Origin of the sequence: Vibrio brasiliensis LMG 20546, from assembly GCF_000189255.1 — a bacterium.
GTDB classification, from domain to species: domain Bacteria; phylum Pseudomonadota; class Gammaproteobacteria; order Enterobacterales; family Vibrionaceae; genus Vibrio; species Vibrio brasiliensis.
The window spans coordinates 19061-36303 of sequence record NZ_AEVS01000078.1 but is presented as its reverse complement, the minus strand read 5'-3'; the positions used below and the strand labels follow the sequence as shown (position 1 = coordinate 36303).

Sequence of the window (17243 nt, the reverse complement as noted above, 5' to 3'; positions counted from 1 at the left end):
GAGATTTAAGCGCAACCCCTTTTTCAAATAAAATTGAAAAAAATGACCGTTCGTTGAATTTGTATGCAAAAGCATACAAAAAGGGAGCAAAACGCTCCCTTTTTAACCGTGTTTATTGGCTTTTAGATAAATGCATAAGCATCAGCAAACATGTTTTCACTGCTCGCCTGCTTATTTAACGTGAATTGTTCACGAGCAGCGCCAGCCATTTCAAAGCGACCCGCAATATAGATGTCGTACTCAGCAAGCGAATCGAAGTCTTGCTCAACCGCTTGAAGAACGTTACCTACTTTGCCATCCCACTGTTGAGGTGCTTCTTCAACAACAGGAATGAAGTGAACGTTACTATTATTGCTAGCGATGTCTTTTAGCTCTTGTTGCGCATAAAGCTGACGTTCATCGCGCCCACCCCAGTATAGATGGATCGGGTTGGTCTTATTTTGTGCGATGCAGTGGTCAAGGATAGAACGAACGTAACTAAAGCCAGTGCCACCAGCGATCAATAGAATTGGACGCTCGCTCTGCTCTCTTATCCAAGCATCACCATGTGGCGCATCAATGGTAATCTCGCCATCATTTTCCAAAGCGTTCTTCATCGCTTCAACGACTTCATGAGCATACGCGTTGTGCTCTGCAGCACCAATATGCAGTTCTAGTTCACCTTCGTGACGGCAAGGGCTACTTGCGATTGAAAATGGGCGTTTATCTTTCTCTCCCATCACCACCATCAGGTATTGGCCAGCTTTAAAGCTAACAGGGCTTTCTGGATGTAATAAGATTTGGTAAGTATTGCAAGCCAACGGCTGAATTGACTTTACTTTACATTGAATAGTCATGGTCTTCCTCTAGCTTACTCTTCAAAAGTAAGCACTAATCTACTTTCTGCGAAGGCTTGGCAAGCAAATATCCAACCCTGTTGTTGCTCTTTCTCTGTGAGCATTGGTTCCAGGTGATAAGAGACTGTCCCTTCTAGTTTACGACATAAACAGGCTGCGCATGCGCCAACCTGACATCGATGGGGAAAGCGGATATTATTGTTGAGCGCCGCTTCCAGCACCGTTTGTCCATTTTCTACTTCAAATTGTATGTTTTGTGGAAGCAGAATGACGGAGTGGTTCATAGAATACCCAACTTATCCCAGAACGCATCGATTTTCGCCACAAGTTGCGGATCTTTCTTGATAGGTGTGCCCCATTCTCGAACAACTTCTTCACCTTCAACCTTATTGGTCGCATCAAGAACTAATCGTGATAGCTCATTCTCCGTTGGCTTTACCTGCTTAGTATCACGAGCAGGATCCATACGGGTTGTTACCGCCCAAATGATATCGTTCCAGTCTCTGGCATTGACGTCGTCGTCGCACAGCACAACGAACTTAGGCTCGCCATGCTCTAATAGGAAAGCTTCTACCTTTTGTGCCAGCTCCATCGACTGACCAGCACGGCTCTTGTTCATAGTAACAATAGCAAAACCGTTATTATGTGATGACTCTGGTATATAGAAGTCGACCACTTCAGGGTTGCTGCTAATAAAGTCTGCAATCGACTGTTCGTTCAGGCTCGGGTAATTAGCGTCACTATTACGTGAACCCTCGAGTTCAGCTGACCACTTAATCGTAGCGTCTAAGCCCATTTTCGAGCCTAGTCCAACAACAGGTGAAGCGAAGTCGAGTGAGTCTATCGGTGTATTGTCTATAAACAGCGTGTCACGTGTCGGCTCCATATGCTGAGTCATTGCTTCAACGACCTGGTTCCAATCACGGGCATTAACCTGTTCATCACAGACAATTACAAATTTGGTATACATGAATTGACGCAGGAACGACCAGACTCCCATCATGACGCGCTTGGCGTGTCCGGGATATTGCTTCTTCATCGTGACTACAGCCATTCGATATGAACAACCTTCAGGCGGTAAGTAAAAGTCCTCAATCTCTGGAAACTGCTTTTGCAGGATTGGGACAAACACTTCGTTGAGGGCTACACCTAAAACCGCTGGTTCATCAGGCGGACGACCTGTATAGGTGCTGTGATAAATTGGGTCTTTACGCATACTGATATGGGTAATGGTAAAGACGTGGTGCTTTTCTTTCTCGTTATAGTAGCCAGTGTGATCACCATATGGACCTTCATCGGCAAACTCGTTAGGGTCAATGTAGCCTTCCATAACGATTTCAGCACTCGCTGGTACTTCCAAATCATTACTCAGAGATTTAACCACTTCAGTTTTCTTACCACGAAGTAAGCCAGCAAAAGCATATTCCGATAACGTATCTGGTACTGGCGTTACCGCTCCGAGTATTGTTGCAGGGTCTGCACCAAAAGCGACAGAGACAGGAAAAGGTTTACCCAGATTGGTTTCCATCCAGTCGCGTAAGTCTAGAGCACCACCGCGATGGGCAAGCCAGCGCATGATAATTTTATTCTTAGCTATTTTTTGCTGACGGTAGATACCTAAGTTTTGGCGTTTCTTATTAGGACCTTTAGTGACCGTTAAGCCCCAGGTTAGCAACGGAGCTACATCACCCTGCCAGCAACTCATTACAGGTACTTTATCAAGATCGACATCATCACCCTGCCAGACTACTTCCTGACACGGTGCTTTACGTAAGCGCTTCGCCGGCATGTTAAGGACTTGCTTGAAGACAGGCAGCTTATCTAGTGCATCTTTAAAGCCTTTCGGTGGCTCAGGCTCTTTTAGGTACGCGAGCAGCTTGCCTACTTCACGTAGCTCTTTGACATCCTGACGTCCCATACCGATTGCGACACGTTCAGGCGTACCAAATAAGTTGGTCAGCACTGGCATGTCATAACCAATAGGGTTTTCAAATAGCAGCGCCGGACCTCCTGCTCTGAGGGTGCGATCACTGATCTCTGTCATTTCATAGTCAGGGTCAACAGGATGGGAAATACGTACCAACTTCCCTTGTTGCTCTAGATGGGCGATAAAATCGCGTAAATCCTTAAAACTCATAGGCCTACTAATGGGCTGGTTAATCTGCAGGCAGTATAACAAAAAAGAGGAATCGACCGATCCCTCTTTTTTATGTGGTTATATGTTGAAATGTTACTGGCCAAGAACGCTTAAAATCGCTCGACTGTTCACTTTCTGATTGGTGCTGGCTAGCTCTTCTAGCCATGATGAGTACCCTTGCCTCGCAAGTTCACCAGCAATAAACCTTGCATCATCTGAAATTGCCATACGCGAGATAAGAAACTCTTTAACCTCAGGGCTCATCGGCCTAACTTTTGTCAGCTCGGTTATCGCCGCCTCTTTCAGGCTAGGATTGTGCGACGCCTGAATCACTTGGTTTAACGAAAACTCATTACCCACCTTGGCTAAGCGGACTAATTCGGCCTCGCTATTAAAATCAGCTTTCATCAACCAGAGTAACTTATAGACTTCTGGGTCTTCACTCACTTGAGCAAGGCGAACCATAACCGCGGAAGAAGGAAGCCAACTAACAACCGCCGCTTTAGTCAATTGCTCCGAGAGCCCTACTACCGCTTCAGGAGACAGGCTATCAAGCTCCCTGATTAACAAGGCTTCTCGGGTTTGCACCTGATATTCACTGCCTTGTAGCCATTGTTTGAGGTTCAGCTCACCTCGTTCGGCATCTAACACAAAAGCCAGAGTCGACTGATCTTGCTGCCACTGTTTTAGCAGGCGATTAGCAATTGCAGGATAGTTAAAAGCGGGCACCGTAAACTCATACCCATCTCCTCTTTCTAAGAGTTGGTAGGTAGGCACCATAGATTTTTGCTGTTCAACGAAGAGTGCCATTTTAGGCGTCATGATTAGATTCTGGTCTTCGATTTTTTTGAGCAGAAGATAACGAGAGACTTCTTGCACTGGGAGAGAAAGTCTTTGCAGAGCAAAGTTTAGGCCATCGATATCATCTTCAATCGCCAAAGAGAGTAGCTCAGCAACTTTATCATGCACTTGTGGCTCCTGAAGCCATTGCTCGACGCTCTGTGGCTGCATTTCAGTCGCAGAAACAGTCGGAACTCCAAGTAGTATCGAGACAGACAGGAGTACCGACGACAACATTCCTTGTTGCATGTTAACCTCCTTTTAACATTCATCCCATTGTGCTCACTATCAGCAGATAATGCAAACAAAAACGCCACCGACAAAGCGGTGGCGTTTTATAAAATGCTGTTAAGCTCTACTGACGGCGCATAGCGTCAAAGAACTCATCATTGGTCTTGGTCATCGCAAGCTTATCAATGAGGAATTCCATCGCATCGATTTCACCCATTGGATGAACAATCTTACGCAGGATCCACATCTTCTGTAGCTCTTCATTCTTAGTAAGAAGCTCTTCACGACGAGTACCTGAACGGTTGAAGTCAATCGCTGGGAAAACACGCTTCTCTGCAATCTTACGGTTCAGGTGGATTTCCATGTTACCTGTACCTTTGAACTCTTCGTAGATAACTTCGTCCATCTTAGAACCAGTATCAACCAGAGCAGTAGCCAGGATAGTCAGGCTGCCGCCCTCTTCTACGTTACGAGCAGCACCAAAGAAGCGCTTCGGACGGTGTAGTGCGTTAGCATCAACACCACCAGTAAGAACTTTACCTGATGAAGGAACAACTGTGTTGTAAGCACGTGCCAGACGAGTGATTGAGTCAAGCAGGATAACGACGTCTTTCTTGTGTTCAACAAGACGCTTCGCTTTCTCAATAACCATTTCAGCTACTTGTACGTGACGAGATGCTGGCTCATCAAACGTCGATGCAACTACTTCACCTTTAACCAGGCGCTGCATCTCTGTTACTTCTTCTGGACGTTCGTCGATAAGAAGAACCATTAGCTCACACTCAGGGTGGTTATAAGCAATGCTCTGAGCAATGTTTTGCAGTAGCATTGTTTTACCAGCTTTAGGTGGTGCTACGATTAGACCACGCTGACCTTTACCAATTGGTGAAGCAAGGTCTAGTACACGAGCAGTAATATCTTCTGTCGAACCGTTACCACGCTCCATCACCATACGCTCGTTTGCGTGTAGTGGCGTCAAGTTTTCAAATAGAATCTTGTTACGCGCGTTGTCAGGCTTGTCATCATTAACTGTATTGACTTTTAGTAGAGCAAAATAACGTTCACCATCTTTTGGTGGACGAATCTTACCGGCAATTGAGTCACCTGTACGTAGGTTAAAACGGCGGATCTGGCTTGGAGATACATAAATATCATCTGGGCCAGCTAAGTACGAACTATCCGCACTACGTAAGAAACCAAAGCCGTCTTGAAGTATTTCCAGAACCCCGTCGCCAAAAATATCTTCACCACTTTTCGCGTGAGCTTTAAGGATGGCGAAGATGATGTCTTGTTTTCTTAAACGCGCCAGGTTTTCTAAGCCCAAGCTTTCGCCAAGTTTAACAAGATCAGACACAGGTCTGTTCTTCAGTTCTGTTAGATTCATAGTGGTGGATACTTGTTTAGTCAAAATAAGGATCTGTTTTTTAGGTTAAGATGGATTTGGTCACAGGATCGACCAAGAAGAGAAACTTGTTTAATTAACGTGCGATAAACTAGCACTAAATAGTAGCCTAGTCTAGATTTTGTTGGTTTTCAAAAAACAAAACCGTGCACTTTTCGATGCACGGTCTTATCTAACTATTACAGGTTTGCGTCCAGGAACTCTTTAAGTTGAGTTTTAGACAGCGCACCTACTTTAGTTGCTGCTACGCTACCATCTTTAAACAGAAGTAGCGTTGGAATACCACGGATACCAAACTTAGGTGGAGTACCTGCATTCTGGTCGATATTTAGTTTACCGATAGTGAGTTTGCCTTCGTACTCGTCCGCAATTTCGTCCAAAATAGGCGCGATCATCTTACATGGACCACACCATTCTGCCCAAAAATCAACAAGAACTGGGCCTGCAGCGTTAATTACGTCGGCTTCAAAACCGTCATCAGTTAGCTGCAAAATCTTATCACTCATCTTCCACTCCAATGTGTTTTTTCGGAACTGGTTGGATGATAACCAGTATTTAGATGCCCTATTGGAATGTATTTACTTTCGTATTGCAAGCTTAAGCTGATATTCTATAGCAATGAAAAAGACGCATATCACAGAGCAGAAGTTCGCCGATTTGGGTTTACACCCTCAAATTACTGAAGGTCTGGAGAAAAAAGGGTTCGAATTTTGTACCCCTATCCAAGCCTTGGCGTTGCCGGTACTGCTCACCGGCCAAGACATCGCAGGTCAAGCCCAAACGGGTACAGGTAAGACATTAGCCTTCCTGACTGCTGCTTTTAACCACTTACTGACTACTTCAGAGCATGAAGGTCGTAAGCCAAACCAGCCACGTGCAATTATTATGGCACCAACTCGCGAGCTGGCGATTCAGATCTATAACGATGCTGAACCTCTGATTGCGAGCACAGGTATCAAAGCTGCGCTAGCTTACGGCGGTGAAAGCTACGATAAGCAACTTGCTAAGCTAGAAGACGGGGTAGATGTACTGATTGGTACTACTGGCCGTATTATCGACTTCTACAAGCAGAAGGTATTTAACCTTAACCACATTCAAGCGGTTGTACTTGATGAAGCTGACCGTATGTTTGATCTTGGTTTCATTAAAGACATTCGTTTCTTGTTCCGTCGTATGCCTGAACCTAAAGAACGTTTGAACATGCTGTTCTCAGCAACACTCTCTTACCGCGTACAAGAGCTGGCGTTCGAGCACATGCACAACCCTGAGCATGTTGTTGTAGAACCAGAAGTGAAAACAGGTCACCGAATTCAGGAAGAGCTGTTCTACCCTTCTAATGAACACAAAATGGCGCTACTTCAGACTCTTATTGAAGAAGAGTGGCCAGATCGTGCCATCATCTTTGCTAACACTAAGCATAAGTGTGAGTCGGTATGGGGTCACCTGGCGGCAGACGGCCACCGTGTTGGCTTGCTGACTGGCGATGTACCTCAGAAGAAACGCGAGCGTATCCTAGACCAATTTACTCGTGGTGAAGTTGACTTACTTGTTGCAACTGATGTTGCTGCACGTGGTCTGCATATCCCACAGGTAACGCATGTGTTCAACTTCGACCTACCTGACGACTGTGAAGATTACGTTCACCGTATTGGCCGTACTGGCCGTGCTGGTGCAAGTGGTCACTCAATCAGCTTCGCATGTGAAGATTACGCAATTAACCTTCCGCCAATTGAAGAGTACATTGAGCACACGATTCCTGTTTCAGACTACGACCCAAGTGCGTTGATCCAAGATCTTCCAGCACCTATTCGCATGCGTTCAAACCGTCCGCAGCAACAACGTCGTACGAACACTGGAGGTTCACGTTCAGGAAACCGTCGTTCGAACCATCGCTCTCGTCCACGTCAACAAAAGGATTCTTAAGTCGTCTATGAGCCAAGCAGTTTCATCTCCGCTTTACGCAGCCATCGACCTCGGGTCGAACAGTTTTCATATGCTCGTTGTGCGTCACATTGATGGCAGCGTTCAAACTATGGCTAAAATCAAACGCAAAGTTCGCCTTGCGGCCGGCTTAGACGAGAACAACGCGCTAAGTCTGGAAGCCATGCAACGTGGATGGGACTGCCTGAGCCTGTTTGCCGAACGACTTCAGGATATCGAGAAAGAAAATATCCGCATTGTCGGCACCGCAACCCTGCGAACCGCCACCAATGTGGATGTTTTTCTTGAAAAAGCCAACCAGATCCTTGGTCATAAAATCGAAGTGATCTGTGGTGAAGAAGAAGCCGCAACTATCTATAAAGGCGTTGCCCACACTTCTGGGGGCAGTGGTCGCCGTTTAGTTGTGGATATTGGCGGCGCCAGTACTGAACTAATTATTGGTGAAGGCTTTGAAGCGAAAGCACTCACTAGCCTTAAAATGGGTTGTGTTACCTGGCTGGAAAGTCACTTCAAAGATCGTCAGCTAACTGCAAGTAACTTCAACAACGCCATTCAAGCAGCAAAAGAGACTCTACAGCCGATTTTGCAGCAGTACACCCAGATTGGTTGGGATGTGTGTGTCGGTGCCTCTGGTACTGTTCAGGCGCTACAGGAAATCATGCTGGCGCAAGGGATGGATGAAGTCATTACCCACTCCAAACTTAAGCGTCTGCAAAAGCAAGCTATGATGGCCGACCACCTTGAAGAGCTGGAAATCGAAGGATTAACACTCGAACGCGCGTTAGTGTTCCCAAGTGGTCTATCAATCTTAATTGCCATCTTTGAGTTGCTGGAAATCGATTCAATGACACTCGCTGGCGGTGCACTACGTGAAGGCCTGGTGTATGAAATGGTTGATGAACTCAAGCAGGATGATATTCGTGCTCGCACGATTTCTAGCGTACAGAGCCGCTACCAGCTAGATATTGCCTATGGTCAACAAGTGGCGGATATGGCCGCTAAGCTACTGGCTGAATGTCAGCCTGACTGGATCGCGGAAGCACAAGCTACCGTCTTACTAGAGACAGCAGCAAAACTGCATGAAATCGGTTTAACCATCGACTTTAAGAGAGGTGGTGAACACAGTGCCTACCTACTTCAGCAGCTTGATTTACCCGGCTATACCCGCGCGCAGAAGCACCTGCTTGGAGAACTAGCTCGTCGTTACCGTGAGCAGCTTACGTCTCTGCCTGAGCAACATGCACTATCAGGTACCAGCGCGAAACGCGTATTACGCCTATTGCGCTTAGCAGTGCTGCTGACTCATCGCCGTAACCCAGAACTAGAGCCAAACATCACCTTTGGTTCAAGTGATGATAAGTTAACACTCACTATCAAAGCAGAGTGGCTAAAAGCCAACCCTCTTACTGCTGCAGAGCTTGAGATTGAAGCTAACCGTCAAAGTGATATTGGCTGGCCACTATCGATTGTCGAATACTGATAGCCGAATAAACAAAAAAGCCCGAGCGACATTGTCTCTCGGGCTTTTTTTGGTTTTCAGCGGATAATCTGATTAGCTAGCGCCAACGACTTTGAAGTCTGGGTTAACCGCGGTGAGCTTTCTCACTAGGTAGTTAAGCAGCACGCCATACATTGGAACAAATAAGCCAAGACTGATTACCAGTTTAAATCCGTAGTCCACCAGCGCAATTTCAGTCCAGTGCTCAGCCATAAATGGATCAGGACTCTGGTAGAAAGCAATTGCAAAGAAGGCAACCGTATCAATCGCATTACCAAACAGAGTCGAACAGGTTGGTGCAATCCACCACTGCTTCATCTGACGCAGACGATTGAATACATGCACATCAAGAATTTGACCGAGTAAGTAAGCCATAAAGCTAGCGATAGCAATACGAGCAACAAATAGGTTGAATTCACCGAGGTGTGACAGCCCCTGAAACTGACCTTCAAAGAACAACACAGATAGAGCGTAAGAAACAGCCAGAGCTGGTAGCATCACTAGGAAAATGATTTTTCTTGCCAGCTGAGCACCAAAAACACGTACGGTTAGGTCAGTTGCCAGAAAGATAAATGGGAAAGTGAAAGCACCCCAAGTGGTGTGAAAACCGAAGACGGTGAAAGGTAGCTGAACCAAGTAATTGCTCGATGCAATGATGACCAGATGGAACAGAACTAATAATAAAAGGGCTTTGCGCTGCTGCGCAGGGGTAAAGTTACTCATGCGATACCTTTTTAGTTTGGTTTGGGGGTGAGGGAACCCAAATCGACCATTTCCGAGCCACGGAAATCGCCTAACCAACAATGTAATAAAACAAAAATCGATATTGAGCTTGTGACCAATATCGCGGCGGGCGATTATACATTAACCAATTATCGCCGCAAGCTTGAGTTTATAAGCAATCGTTGGCGTAGTTTATTTGCTTAAAAACCACGTTGAAATAGTGAAGCGAGAAAGTCGAGTTCTTCTTTGCTGTCATCAATCGACAAAGCTTCTAACCACATACTTTCACTGTAGTGCTCTGATTTCAAAAACAGCTGACAGCCTTCAAAATCAATCAGCCAAGAATGAATATCGGCATCCCACTGTTTTTCAACCACACTAGCAGACAACAATTCGAGCATACGCTGAGCTAAAGCAGGGAAGCTATCGAAGTCAAAACGAGGAGCCCGAATGATAATGCGCCCCTCCTCCGCCTGATAGGAGTGCAGGCCAAATTCCGTTTGTTGTTGGGTGACGACTTTGTTCTCAGCCATGATTGGTCAAGTGCTCCTGAATTAGATCTAAGAATGGGTCAGCATATTTTTCCAGTTTACGCTGGCCTACCCCGTTAACAGCCAACATCTCGCCGTAAGAGGTTGGAAGAATTTCTGCCATATCAATCAGTGTTGCATCACTGAAGACGACGTATGGTGGTAAACCATCTTCATCAGCAATCGCTTTACGCAATCTACGTAATTTAGCGAATAGCTTTTTATCGTAGTTCTTACTCGATAATTTATCTGACTTAGCCGCTCGTGCCGCAGTATCTAAACGCGGTACAGCCAGCTCAAGGGTCATCTCACCGCGTAGCAGTGGACGAGCCTCTTCGGTCAACTGTAGTGTCGAGTTACGAGTAATGTTCTGGAACAGTAAGCCTTTATGGATAAGCTGACGAAATACACTGACCCAGTAGTCATGACTGTTTTCGCGTCCGAGACCATAAGTAGATAGCTGATCGTGTCCATTTTCGCGGATACGAATATTCTGCATACCACGTAAGACCTCTACCACATAACCCATACCAAAGCTTTGGTTAACGCGGTACACACATGATAATGCCTTCTGAGCCTGCTCTGTGGCATCAAAGTGTTTAGGTGGGTCCAAACAGATATCACAGTTACCACAAGGCTTGTCACGATACTCACCAAAATAGTTCAGCAGGACCTGACGACGACACGTTTGCGCTTCTGCAAAAGCACTCATCGCGTTGAGCTTATGGGCTTCCACCTGTTTTTGCGGACCTTCATCTTTTTCATCAAGCATACGGCGAAGCCAGCTTATATCCGCCGGATCATAGAGCATCATAGCTTCTGCTGGTAAACCATCCCGCCCGGCACGACCCGTTTCCTGATAGTAGGACTCAATGTTTCTTGGGATATCAAAGTGAACGACGAAGCGAACATTGGGTTTGTTGATCCCCATACCAAAGGCCACTGTCGCGACCACGATTTGGATATCGTCACGCTGAAAGGCATCTTGCACATAAGCACGCTCATCAGCATCTAAGCCAGCGTGATAGCTCGCAGCGCGAAGACCATTGTTGCACAACTTTTCGGTCACCATTTCGACCTTTTTACGGCTACCGCAATAGATGATTCCGCAGTTACCACGCTGGTCTTCAAGAAAACGCACCACCTGAGAAATAGGTTTATGCTTTTCCACCAGAGTGTAACGAATATTAGGTCGGTCAAAACTACCCAGATAAGCGTGAGGTTCCGTCAGTTGTAAACGTTGAGTAATGTCTGAACGGGTTGCGTCATCAGCTGTGGCCGTCAGCGCCATAACTGGTACATGAGGGAAATACTGCTTTAACTGACCGAGGGAAGCATATTCAGGTCTGAAATCATGCCCCCACTGAGAGATACAGTGCGCCTCATCGACAGCAATCATAGATAAAGGTAAACCTTCCAGACGCTCGATAAAATCTCGCATCAACACTCGCTCTGGCGAAACATAGACGAGTTTAATCACGCCTGAATTCATGCGATTGTAGACGGAGATCAACTCTTCACGCGGCATGGTTGAGTTGATGCATTCCGCCGCGACACCATTGGCTTTAAGCTGGTCGACCTGATCTTTCATTAATGAGATCAGTGGAGAAATGACCAGTGTTAATCCACTACGGACCAAAGCCGGGATCTGGTAACACAAAGATTTACCACCACCAGTCGGCATAATAACCAGACTGTCTTGCCCTGCTACCGCTGCATCGATCACTTCTTGCTGGCCATCACGAAAGCTCTGATAGCCAAAAACATCTTCAAGGATGCTCTGAGGCGTAGGCTGTTCGGCAGTAGGTTGCTGGGCTAAAAGAGTCGAGGTCATGAATTATCTCAATAGAATTGCAGGGCATAGGCGCATCAAACGCGAGGGGCACATTGTAGTGGGGTTTAACGGCGAATAAAACCGCAAATTGTTAGGTGATTTTGATAGTCATTCGTATACTGCATGTTTCATTTTGTAAATTTCTTGATTACGAGTAACGTCAATGACTCCAGAAGAACAGCAAAGAGCCAAGCAGGGTGTCTTCCTCGCCATTGGTGCATACACCATGTGGGGTATCGCCCCTATCTATTTCAAGGCTCTGGCAGAAGTCTCTCCACTTGAAATCCTTAGCCATCGCGTGGTGTGGTCATTCTTCCTGCTTGCTGCCTTATTACATTTTGGTCGTCGCTGGCGTAACGTCCGTGACGTGCTTAAGTCGAAGCAAAAGTTACTCTATCTGGTGACCACCGCGATTCTGGTTGGCGCAAACTGGCTGATATTCATTTGGGCAGTCAATGCCGATCATATGCTTGATGCCAGCCTCGGTTACTACATCAACCCATTGATAAACGTCTTGCTCGGAATGCTATTTCTTGGTGAACGGTTACGTAAGTTGCAATGGTTTGCCGTAGCTCTTGCTGCGTGTGGCGTACTGGTGCAACTATTTGTGTTTGGTTCGATACCTGTTGTCGCGATTGCGTTAGCGCTGAGCTTTGGTTTCTATGGTCTATTGCGTAAGAAGGTCAGCCTCGAAGCGCAAACTGGATTGTTTATTGAAACCTTAGTGTTATTACCAGCGGCTGCAATCTACCTGTTGTGGATTGCTGATACGCCGACATCCAACATCATGGAGAATTCGCTGAATCTCAATATACTGCTGATCTCAGCGGGCATCATCACTACCCTGCCACTACTTTGTTTTACCGGCGCGGCGACACGGTTGAAGCTGTCTACACTCGGCTTCTTCCAATATATCGGCCCGAGTCTGATGTTCCTGCTTGCGGTACTGGTATACGGTGAAGCTTTCACTGCAGACAAAGCGATTACCTTCGCCTTTATCTGGGGAGCCTTGGTGGTATTCAGTTTTGATGGACTCAAATCCAATAAAAAGTCTAGGCAGGCAATCAAAGCCAACTGATCGTTTTTTACAAGACAATCTCAGCTACTGGATATAAGCTTGGTGAAATAATCACCAAGCTTTTTTGATTTATGGATAAGGTCAATTACCACACTACGCAAAATAAAGAGATAAGCCTGATCGAAGCGAACTATCAGTCGTTCGCTTTTTCACGCCACTATCATCTTGATTTTCATATTGGTCTTATCACCGGTGGACAACAAAAATTCCACTATCAGGGTGAGAAACACCATGTCGGTCAGGGGCAGTTAGTTATCATGCCTCCCGATGAACTGCATGATGGCCAGTCAACTCTCGATTCCGGCTATCAGGTTCGTGTGTTTTCTCTTGAGCCCCAGTGGCTAAGCGACCTTGCCCAGCTAAAACAACCAAATAGCCTGGTTCACTTCGATAGTCTGGTCATTTCTGATCCAAAAGTGTTTCAGCCATTATCGCAACTCCATCAGTTACTGGCTAAAGATGACGCAGTCAGCTGGCCAAAGACTGTTTACCTTATGAAGGATTTGAAAGGCTGTTTAGTCACTACGCTAGTCTTGAGCAGAAACAGGCAGTGCCTCTTGGTAATCAATCGATGACAACCCTGAAAGAGTATTTGATGGAGAATCTCGATCAGCCGGTCCGTCTGGAGCAACTTTCACAGTTGTGTCAGCTCAGCCCCACCCAGTTTCAGCGCCATTTCAAAGCTAAGGTTGGTTTAACTCCTTATGCCTGGTTTAGTCGCTTGCGAATGGAACAAGGAATGAAACTGCTTAAATCTGGTGTTAGCGGTACTGAAGTGGCTCATCAAGTCGGCTTCTATGATCAGGCTCATTTCAGCAAGGCGTTCAAAGCCACTTTTGGCGTTCCACCATCACAAATTAACTAGTGTCAGTTTTTTACAATCCTTGCCTGTTGATTACAGGCACACTAAGCGTATGTTCCATTACTTCCAGCTTTAACTATGAATGAACTTACCATCTTAACGACGCTTGCTGCCGTTCACTTTGTCGCTTTAATGAGTCCTGGCCCAGACTTCGCTTTAGTGGTTCAAAACGCAACTCGCTATGGGCGCCAAACGGGTCTTTATATTGCACTTGGCCTCTCTTGTGGCATCTTGCTGCACTCTATTCTAAGCCTGACCGGCGTTAGTTATCTGGTTCACCAGCAACCAACCTTGTTTGCCTTATTACAACTTGCCGGAGGCAGTTACCTAGCCTATCTCGGCTATGGAGCCCTGAAGGCAACAATTACGACACTCCGCCAGCCAAAAACAAACCCGGATGAATCTGAGTCAACCAGCTTACTACTCAGCAACAAGCGTCAGGCCTTTTCTCGTGGTTTTGCCACTAACATTCTTAACCCTAAAGCATTGGTGTTTTTTGTCAGCCTGATGTCGAGTCTGGTCCCGGCAGGAATGTCACTAAGCGGTAAAGGTATCGCGTTGGTGATTCTATGGAGCCTATCACTAGTGTGGTTCTCTTTTCTCGCCTGGGCACTATCGACCCAGCGAATGCAACGTAAAGTAAAAGCCGCAGCGGTCTATATCGACGGTTTATGTGGCGTGGTCTTTAGCTTTATCGGCTTAAGTATTTTGTGGCAGTCAACGATGGCACTCGCCAACATACTGTAAACTTCGTATCGCGACTCATTTTTGATTCAAGGTTAAATTATCGACTCAAACCTTTAGACCTGTTCGACTTCCACTGCCAATCTAAACTCTGCATAACAACAAGGAGAATAAGATGCAGTGGAAAATGAAATACCTCAGCGCCTGCCTGCTACTAACGTCAGCCAGTACCTTCGCGAATCAAGCCGCGGATTCCGTCGCTCCGGAACAGAGTAGCGGCATACAACAGAAACAGCTGGTGACCGCCAAAGATTGGATGGTCACCGCCGCCAACCCTCTTGCCACTCAAGCTGGCGCCGATATCCTTGCCCAGGGTGGTAATGCCATTGATGCCATGGTGACGACACAACTGATGCTAGGATTAGTTGAACCCCAATCCTCTGGCATTGGTGGCGGTGCATTTCTGGTTTATTGGGACGCAAACACTAAAAAGCTAACCACCTACGATGGTCGTGAGACTGCCCCTCTGGATGCAACACCGCAATTATTCCACGATGAAAATGGTCAGCCTCTGAAGTTTTATGATGCGGTCGTTGGGGGACGCTCAGTCGGCACCCCTGGCACAGTCAAGCTGATGTGGGATACACACCAAAAGTATGGTCAACTCGAATGGTCTAAGCTGATTGCGCCTGTTATAGAGGTAGCAAACAATGGTTTTGAAATCAGCCCTCGCCTTGCAACACTGATTGAAAAAGACGCAGAACGCTTAAGCCGTTTTGCGACGACGAAAGCTTACTTTTTTAACTCAGATGGTTCGCCTAAAGCTGCCGGCACCTTACTGAAAAATCCGCAATACGCCGCCACTCTGGATGCGATTGCCAAACAGGGAGCAACTGCTTTCTATCAGGGGCCAATTGCTGCCAGCATTATCGAAACCGTGCAAAAAGCGGCAGGTAACCCTGGCGTTCTGGCACAAAAAGATTTTGATGCCTACTCTATCAAGCAGCGCGAACCTGTTTGTTTAGCCTATCAGAGCTACGATGTATGTGGCATGGGACCACCAAGCTCTGGTGCATTAACGGTTGGGCAAATACTGGCAATCACCGAACAATTTGACCTAAAAGCCTGGGGAGCCAAGGACGCAAAATCCTGGCAGGTTATCGCCGACGCATCCCGACTGGCGTTTGCTGACCGAGGCATGTTCATGGCTGACGAAGACTTCGTGCCAATGCCAACTCAAGGCTTGCTCGATCCAGAGTATCTGAAACAAAGAGCCAAACTCATCAAGCCAGGTCAAGCGCTAGACTCTGTTAGCTCAGGAAACCCTCCATGGAGCTACGCGCAACGCCAAAGTCTCGACGAGTCTATTGAGCTGCCTTCTACCAGCCACTTTAATATCGTTGATAAACAAGGAAATATCGTTTCAATCACTACCACGATTGAAAATGCTTTTGGCTCACGCTTAATGACCAACGGCTTCTTACTCAACAACGAGCTGACTGATTTCTCATTCCGAACTCACAAAGATGGTAAGCCGATCGCTAACCGATTAGAGCCAGGAAAACGACCTCGTTCTTCAATGGCACCGACCATTATCATGCAAGATGACAAACCTTATATGGCAATCGGTTCTCCGGGGGGCAGTCGCATCATAGGTTATGTCGCTCAAGCGATCATTGCCCACACTCAATGGGGAATGGATATTCAGCAAGCGATAAATCAACCACACCTACTCAATCGATTTGGAACCTTAGACATAGAGCAAGGAACCTCAGCGGAGTCGCTAAAAGCCGAGCTGGAACAAATGGGGTTTGAAGTTAATATCCGTGATTTAAATTCAGGTTTACATGCAATCTTGCTGCAACGTGGTCAGCTGCAAGGAGCTGCCGACCCAAGAAGAGAAGGAACAGCAGTCGGTAAATAACGACATACTCTCACTTCCTTGTGCGAGATCTCTCACAAGGAAGTGAGTAAATATAACTTTTTAGTTAGGAAAAATACAGAAACACAAACCTAAAGTACTGATTAATAAAGATACGTATAGTTTATGAACGAATTTTTATGTAGAAAAACGTTTGCGCCATATTGCTGAACATCTGCAATACGGTAATATGAATCTTGTCGGAAGGATGCTGACACGGAACAGGAAATTACCACGGATTAGGTAATCTTCAGGAAGAAGATACGGTTGTTCAGGATGAATAATCGGCATGGATAGCAAATTGGACATTGAACGGACTCAATAGTAACTAGGATGGTTGCTACTAAGGATGGGAAATGGACACCTCTGGACGAGGCAAGGACTGATCATCAGGATGATGTAAAGGACACCGCTCAGGGAACAAGCGAAGTGAGCTAACGAGGATTGTTAGCAGACCAGGATAGGGTCAAGGACACCGCTAGGATGGCGATGAATGGACTAAGCTGAAGGACGTCAGCATACTATCAAGGATTAGATGCATGGAGCACCTATAGTAGCCGGATTGCTGCGAGTAAGACTATAACCCCGATGGGCTCACGCCCTCGGGGTTTTTCTTTATCTTTTTCTCTTCATATTTGAACTTTAGACTGCGTTGTCTGCTTTCACTCGCCCCATCACATAGGCTCCCTATGCTCAGGGGACTCGTTCAGTTGCCGCCTTGCCAAC

At 46.4% G+C, this 17243-nt stretch carries 14 protein-coding genes and 1 pseudogene; 6 read left to right on the top strand and 9 right to left on the bottom strand.

The features are described from left to right. Positions 1–122: 122 nt before the first annotated feature. The 6 genes from fre to trxA form a co-directional block, all read right to left on the bottom strand. The gene (gene fre, locus RH46_RS15475) at positions 123–836 is read right to left on the bottom strand and encodes an NAD(P)H-flavin reductase (protein WP_006880447.1); all 714 of its coding nucleotides are present in this window, start codon (positions 834–836) and stop codon (positions 123–125) included. Between the two features lie 14 nt (positions 837–850). After that, complete coding sequence (locus RH46_RS15470; protein WP_006880446.1) at positions 851–1120, bottom strand: 2Fe-2S iron-sulfur cluster-binding protein; 270 nt, start codon at positions 1118–1120, stop codon at positions 851–853. Then, positions 1117–2973, bottom strand: coding sequence for a 4-hydroxy-3-polyprenylbenzoate decarboxylase (ubiD, locus tag RH46_RS15465; RefSeq protein ID WP_006880445.1), 1857 nt, complete (start codon positions 2971–2973; stop codon positions 1117–1119). The genes RH46_RS15470 and ubiD overlap by 4 nt, the downstream gene beginning before the upstream one ends. Positions 2974–3066: 93 nt before the next feature. Continuing rightward, positions 3067–4062 (bottom strand): hypothetical protein, encoded by a 996-nt coding sequence (locus RH46_RS15460; protein ID WP_006880444.1) that lies wholly within the window; start codon positions 4060–4062, stop codon positions 3067–3069. A gap of 106 nt (positions 4063–4168) precedes the next feature. Further along, positions 4169–5428 carry a transcription termination factor Rho gene (gene rho, locus RH46_RS15455; protein WP_004745495.1) on the bottom strand — a complete coding sequence of 420 codons (1260 nt, stop codon included), beginning with the start codon at positions 5426–5428 and terminating at the stop codon, positions 4169–4171. Between the two features lie 197 nt (positions 5429–5625). Beyond that, entirely contained in the window at positions 5626–5952 is a 327-nt protein-coding gene (gene trxA, locus RH46_RS15450) for a thioredoxin TrxA (RefSeq protein WP_006880443.1), read from the bottom strand. A gap of 112 nt (positions 5953–6064) precedes the next feature. On the opposite strand from trxA, the gene rhlB reads away from it, so the two are divergent. Together rhlB and gppA are read left to right on the top strand one after the other, a co-directional pair. After that, a complete protein-coding gene (gene rhlB, locus RH46_RS15445) occupies positions 6065–7369 on the top strand; it encodes an ATP-dependent RNA helicase RhlB (protein ID WP_006880442.1) in 1305 nt (434 codons plus the stop codon). A gap of 7 nt (positions 7370–7376) precedes the next feature. Then, complete coding sequence (gene gppA / locus RH46_RS15440) at positions 7377–8867, top strand: guanosine-5'-triphosphate,3'-diphosphate diphosphatase (RefSeq protein ID WP_006880441.1); 1491 nt, start codon at positions 7377–7379, stop codon at positions 8865–8867. A gap of 72 nt (positions 8868–8939) precedes the next feature. Here gppA and RH46_RS15435 read toward each other — a convergent pair whose 3' ends face one another. The 3 genes from RH46_RS15435 to recQ all read right to left on the bottom strand — a co-directional run bounded on the left by RH46_RS15435 (position 8940) and on the right by recQ (position 11972). After that, positions 8940–9608 (bottom strand): 7-cyano-7-deazaguanine/7-aminomethyl-7-deazaguanine transporter, encoded by a 669-nt coding sequence (locus RH46_RS15435; protein WP_006880440.1) that lies wholly within the window; start codon positions 9606–9608, stop codon positions 8940–8942. Positions 9609–9808: 200 nt separating this feature from the next. Further along, positions 9809–10141 carry a DUF3630 family protein gene (locus RH46_RS15430; RefSeq protein ID WP_006880439.1) on the bottom strand — a complete coding sequence of 111 codons (333 nt, stop codon included), beginning with the start codon at positions 10139–10141 and terminating at the stop codon, positions 9809–9811. Then, on the bottom strand, positions 10134–11972 hold the full coding sequence (gene recQ, locus RH46_RS15425) for an ATP-dependent DNA helicase RecQ (protein WP_006880438.1): 1839 nt from the start codon (positions 11970–11972) through the stop codon (positions 10134–10136). Before recQ ends, RH46_RS15430 begins: the two co-directional genes overlap by 8 nt. Before the next feature lie 163 nt (positions 11973–12135). Between recQ and rarD the strand changes: the two genes are divergently transcribed. From rarD to ggt, 4 genes and pseudogenes are all read left to right on the top strand, one after another. Then, a complete protein-coding gene (gene rarD / locus RH46_RS15420) occupies positions 12136–13050 on the top strand; it encodes an EamA family transporter RarD (protein ID WP_006880437.1) in 915 nt (304 codons plus the stop codon). A 71-nt stretch (positions 13051–13121) separates the two neighbouring features. Further along, positions 13122–13915 (top strand): annotated as a pseudogene (locus tag RH46_RS15415) (AraC family transcriptional regulator). A 75-nt stretch (positions 13916–13990) separates the two neighbouring features. Further along, positions 13991–14659: a LysE family translocator gene (locus RH46_RS15410; protein WP_006880436.1), complete on the top strand. Its 669-nt coding sequence runs from the start codon at positions 13991–13993 to the stop codon at positions 14657–14659. Positions 14660–14771: 112 nt separating this feature from the next. Further along, positions 14772–16520: a gamma-glutamyltransferase gene (gene ggt / locus RH46_RS15405; protein ID WP_006880435.1), complete on the top strand. Its 1749-nt coding sequence runs from the start codon at positions 14772–14774 to the stop codon at positions 16518–16520. Positions 16521–17243: the final 723 nt, after the last annotated feature.

Coding starts and splice junctions, on each gene's coding strand:
- RH46_RS15410 (WP_006880436.1), top strand. CDS start 13,991: ATGAATGAACTTACCATCTTAACGACGCTTGCTGCCGTTCACTTTGTC.
- rarD (WP_006880437.1), top strand. CDS start 12,136: ATGACTCCAGAAGAACAGCAAAGAGCCAAGCAGGGTGTCTTCCTCGCC.
- RH46_RS15435 (WP_006880440.1), bottom strand. CDS start 9,608: ATGAGTAACTTTACCCCTGCGCAGCAGCGCAAAGCCCTTTTATTATTA.
- fre (WP_006880447.1), bottom strand. CDS start 836: ATGACTATTCAATGTAAAGTAAAGTCAATTCAGCCGTTGGCTTGCAAT.
- gppA (WP_006880441.1), top strand. CDS start 7,377: ATGAGCCAAGCAGTTTCATCTCCGCTTTACGCAGCCATCGACCTCGGG.
- trxA (WP_006880443.1), bottom strand. CDS start 5,952: ATGAGTGATAAGATTTTGCAGCTAACTGATGACGGTTTTGAAGCCGAC.
- ubiD (WP_006880445.1), bottom strand. CDS start 2,973: ATGAGTTTTAAGGATTTACGCGATTTTATCGCCCATCTAGAGCAACAA.
- RH46_RS15470 (WP_006880446.1), bottom strand. CDS start 1,120: ATGAACCACTCCGTCATTCTGCTTCCACAAAACATACAATTTGAAGTA.
- RH46_RS15430 (WP_006880439.1), bottom strand. CDS start 10,141: ATGGCTGAGAACAAAGTCGTCACCCAACAACAAACGGAATTTGGCCTG.
- rho (WP_004745495.1), bottom strand. CDS start 5,428: ATGAATCTAACAGAACTGAAGAACAGACCTGTGTCTGATCTTGTTAAA.
- RH46_RS15460 (WP_006880444.1), bottom strand. CDS start 4,062: ATGCAACAAGGAATGTTGTCGTCGGTACTCCTGTCTGTCTCGATACTA.
- rhlB (WP_006880442.1), top strand. CDS start 6,065: ATGAAAAAGACGCATATCACAGAGCAGAAGTTCGCCGATTTGGGTTTA.
- ggt (WP_006880435.1), top strand. CDS start 14,772: ATGCAGTGGAAAATGAAATACCTCAGCGCCTGCCTGCTACTAACGTCA.
- recQ (WP_006880438.1), bottom strand. CDS start 11,972: ATGACCTCGACTCTTTTAGCCCAGCAACCTACTGCCGAACAGCCTACG.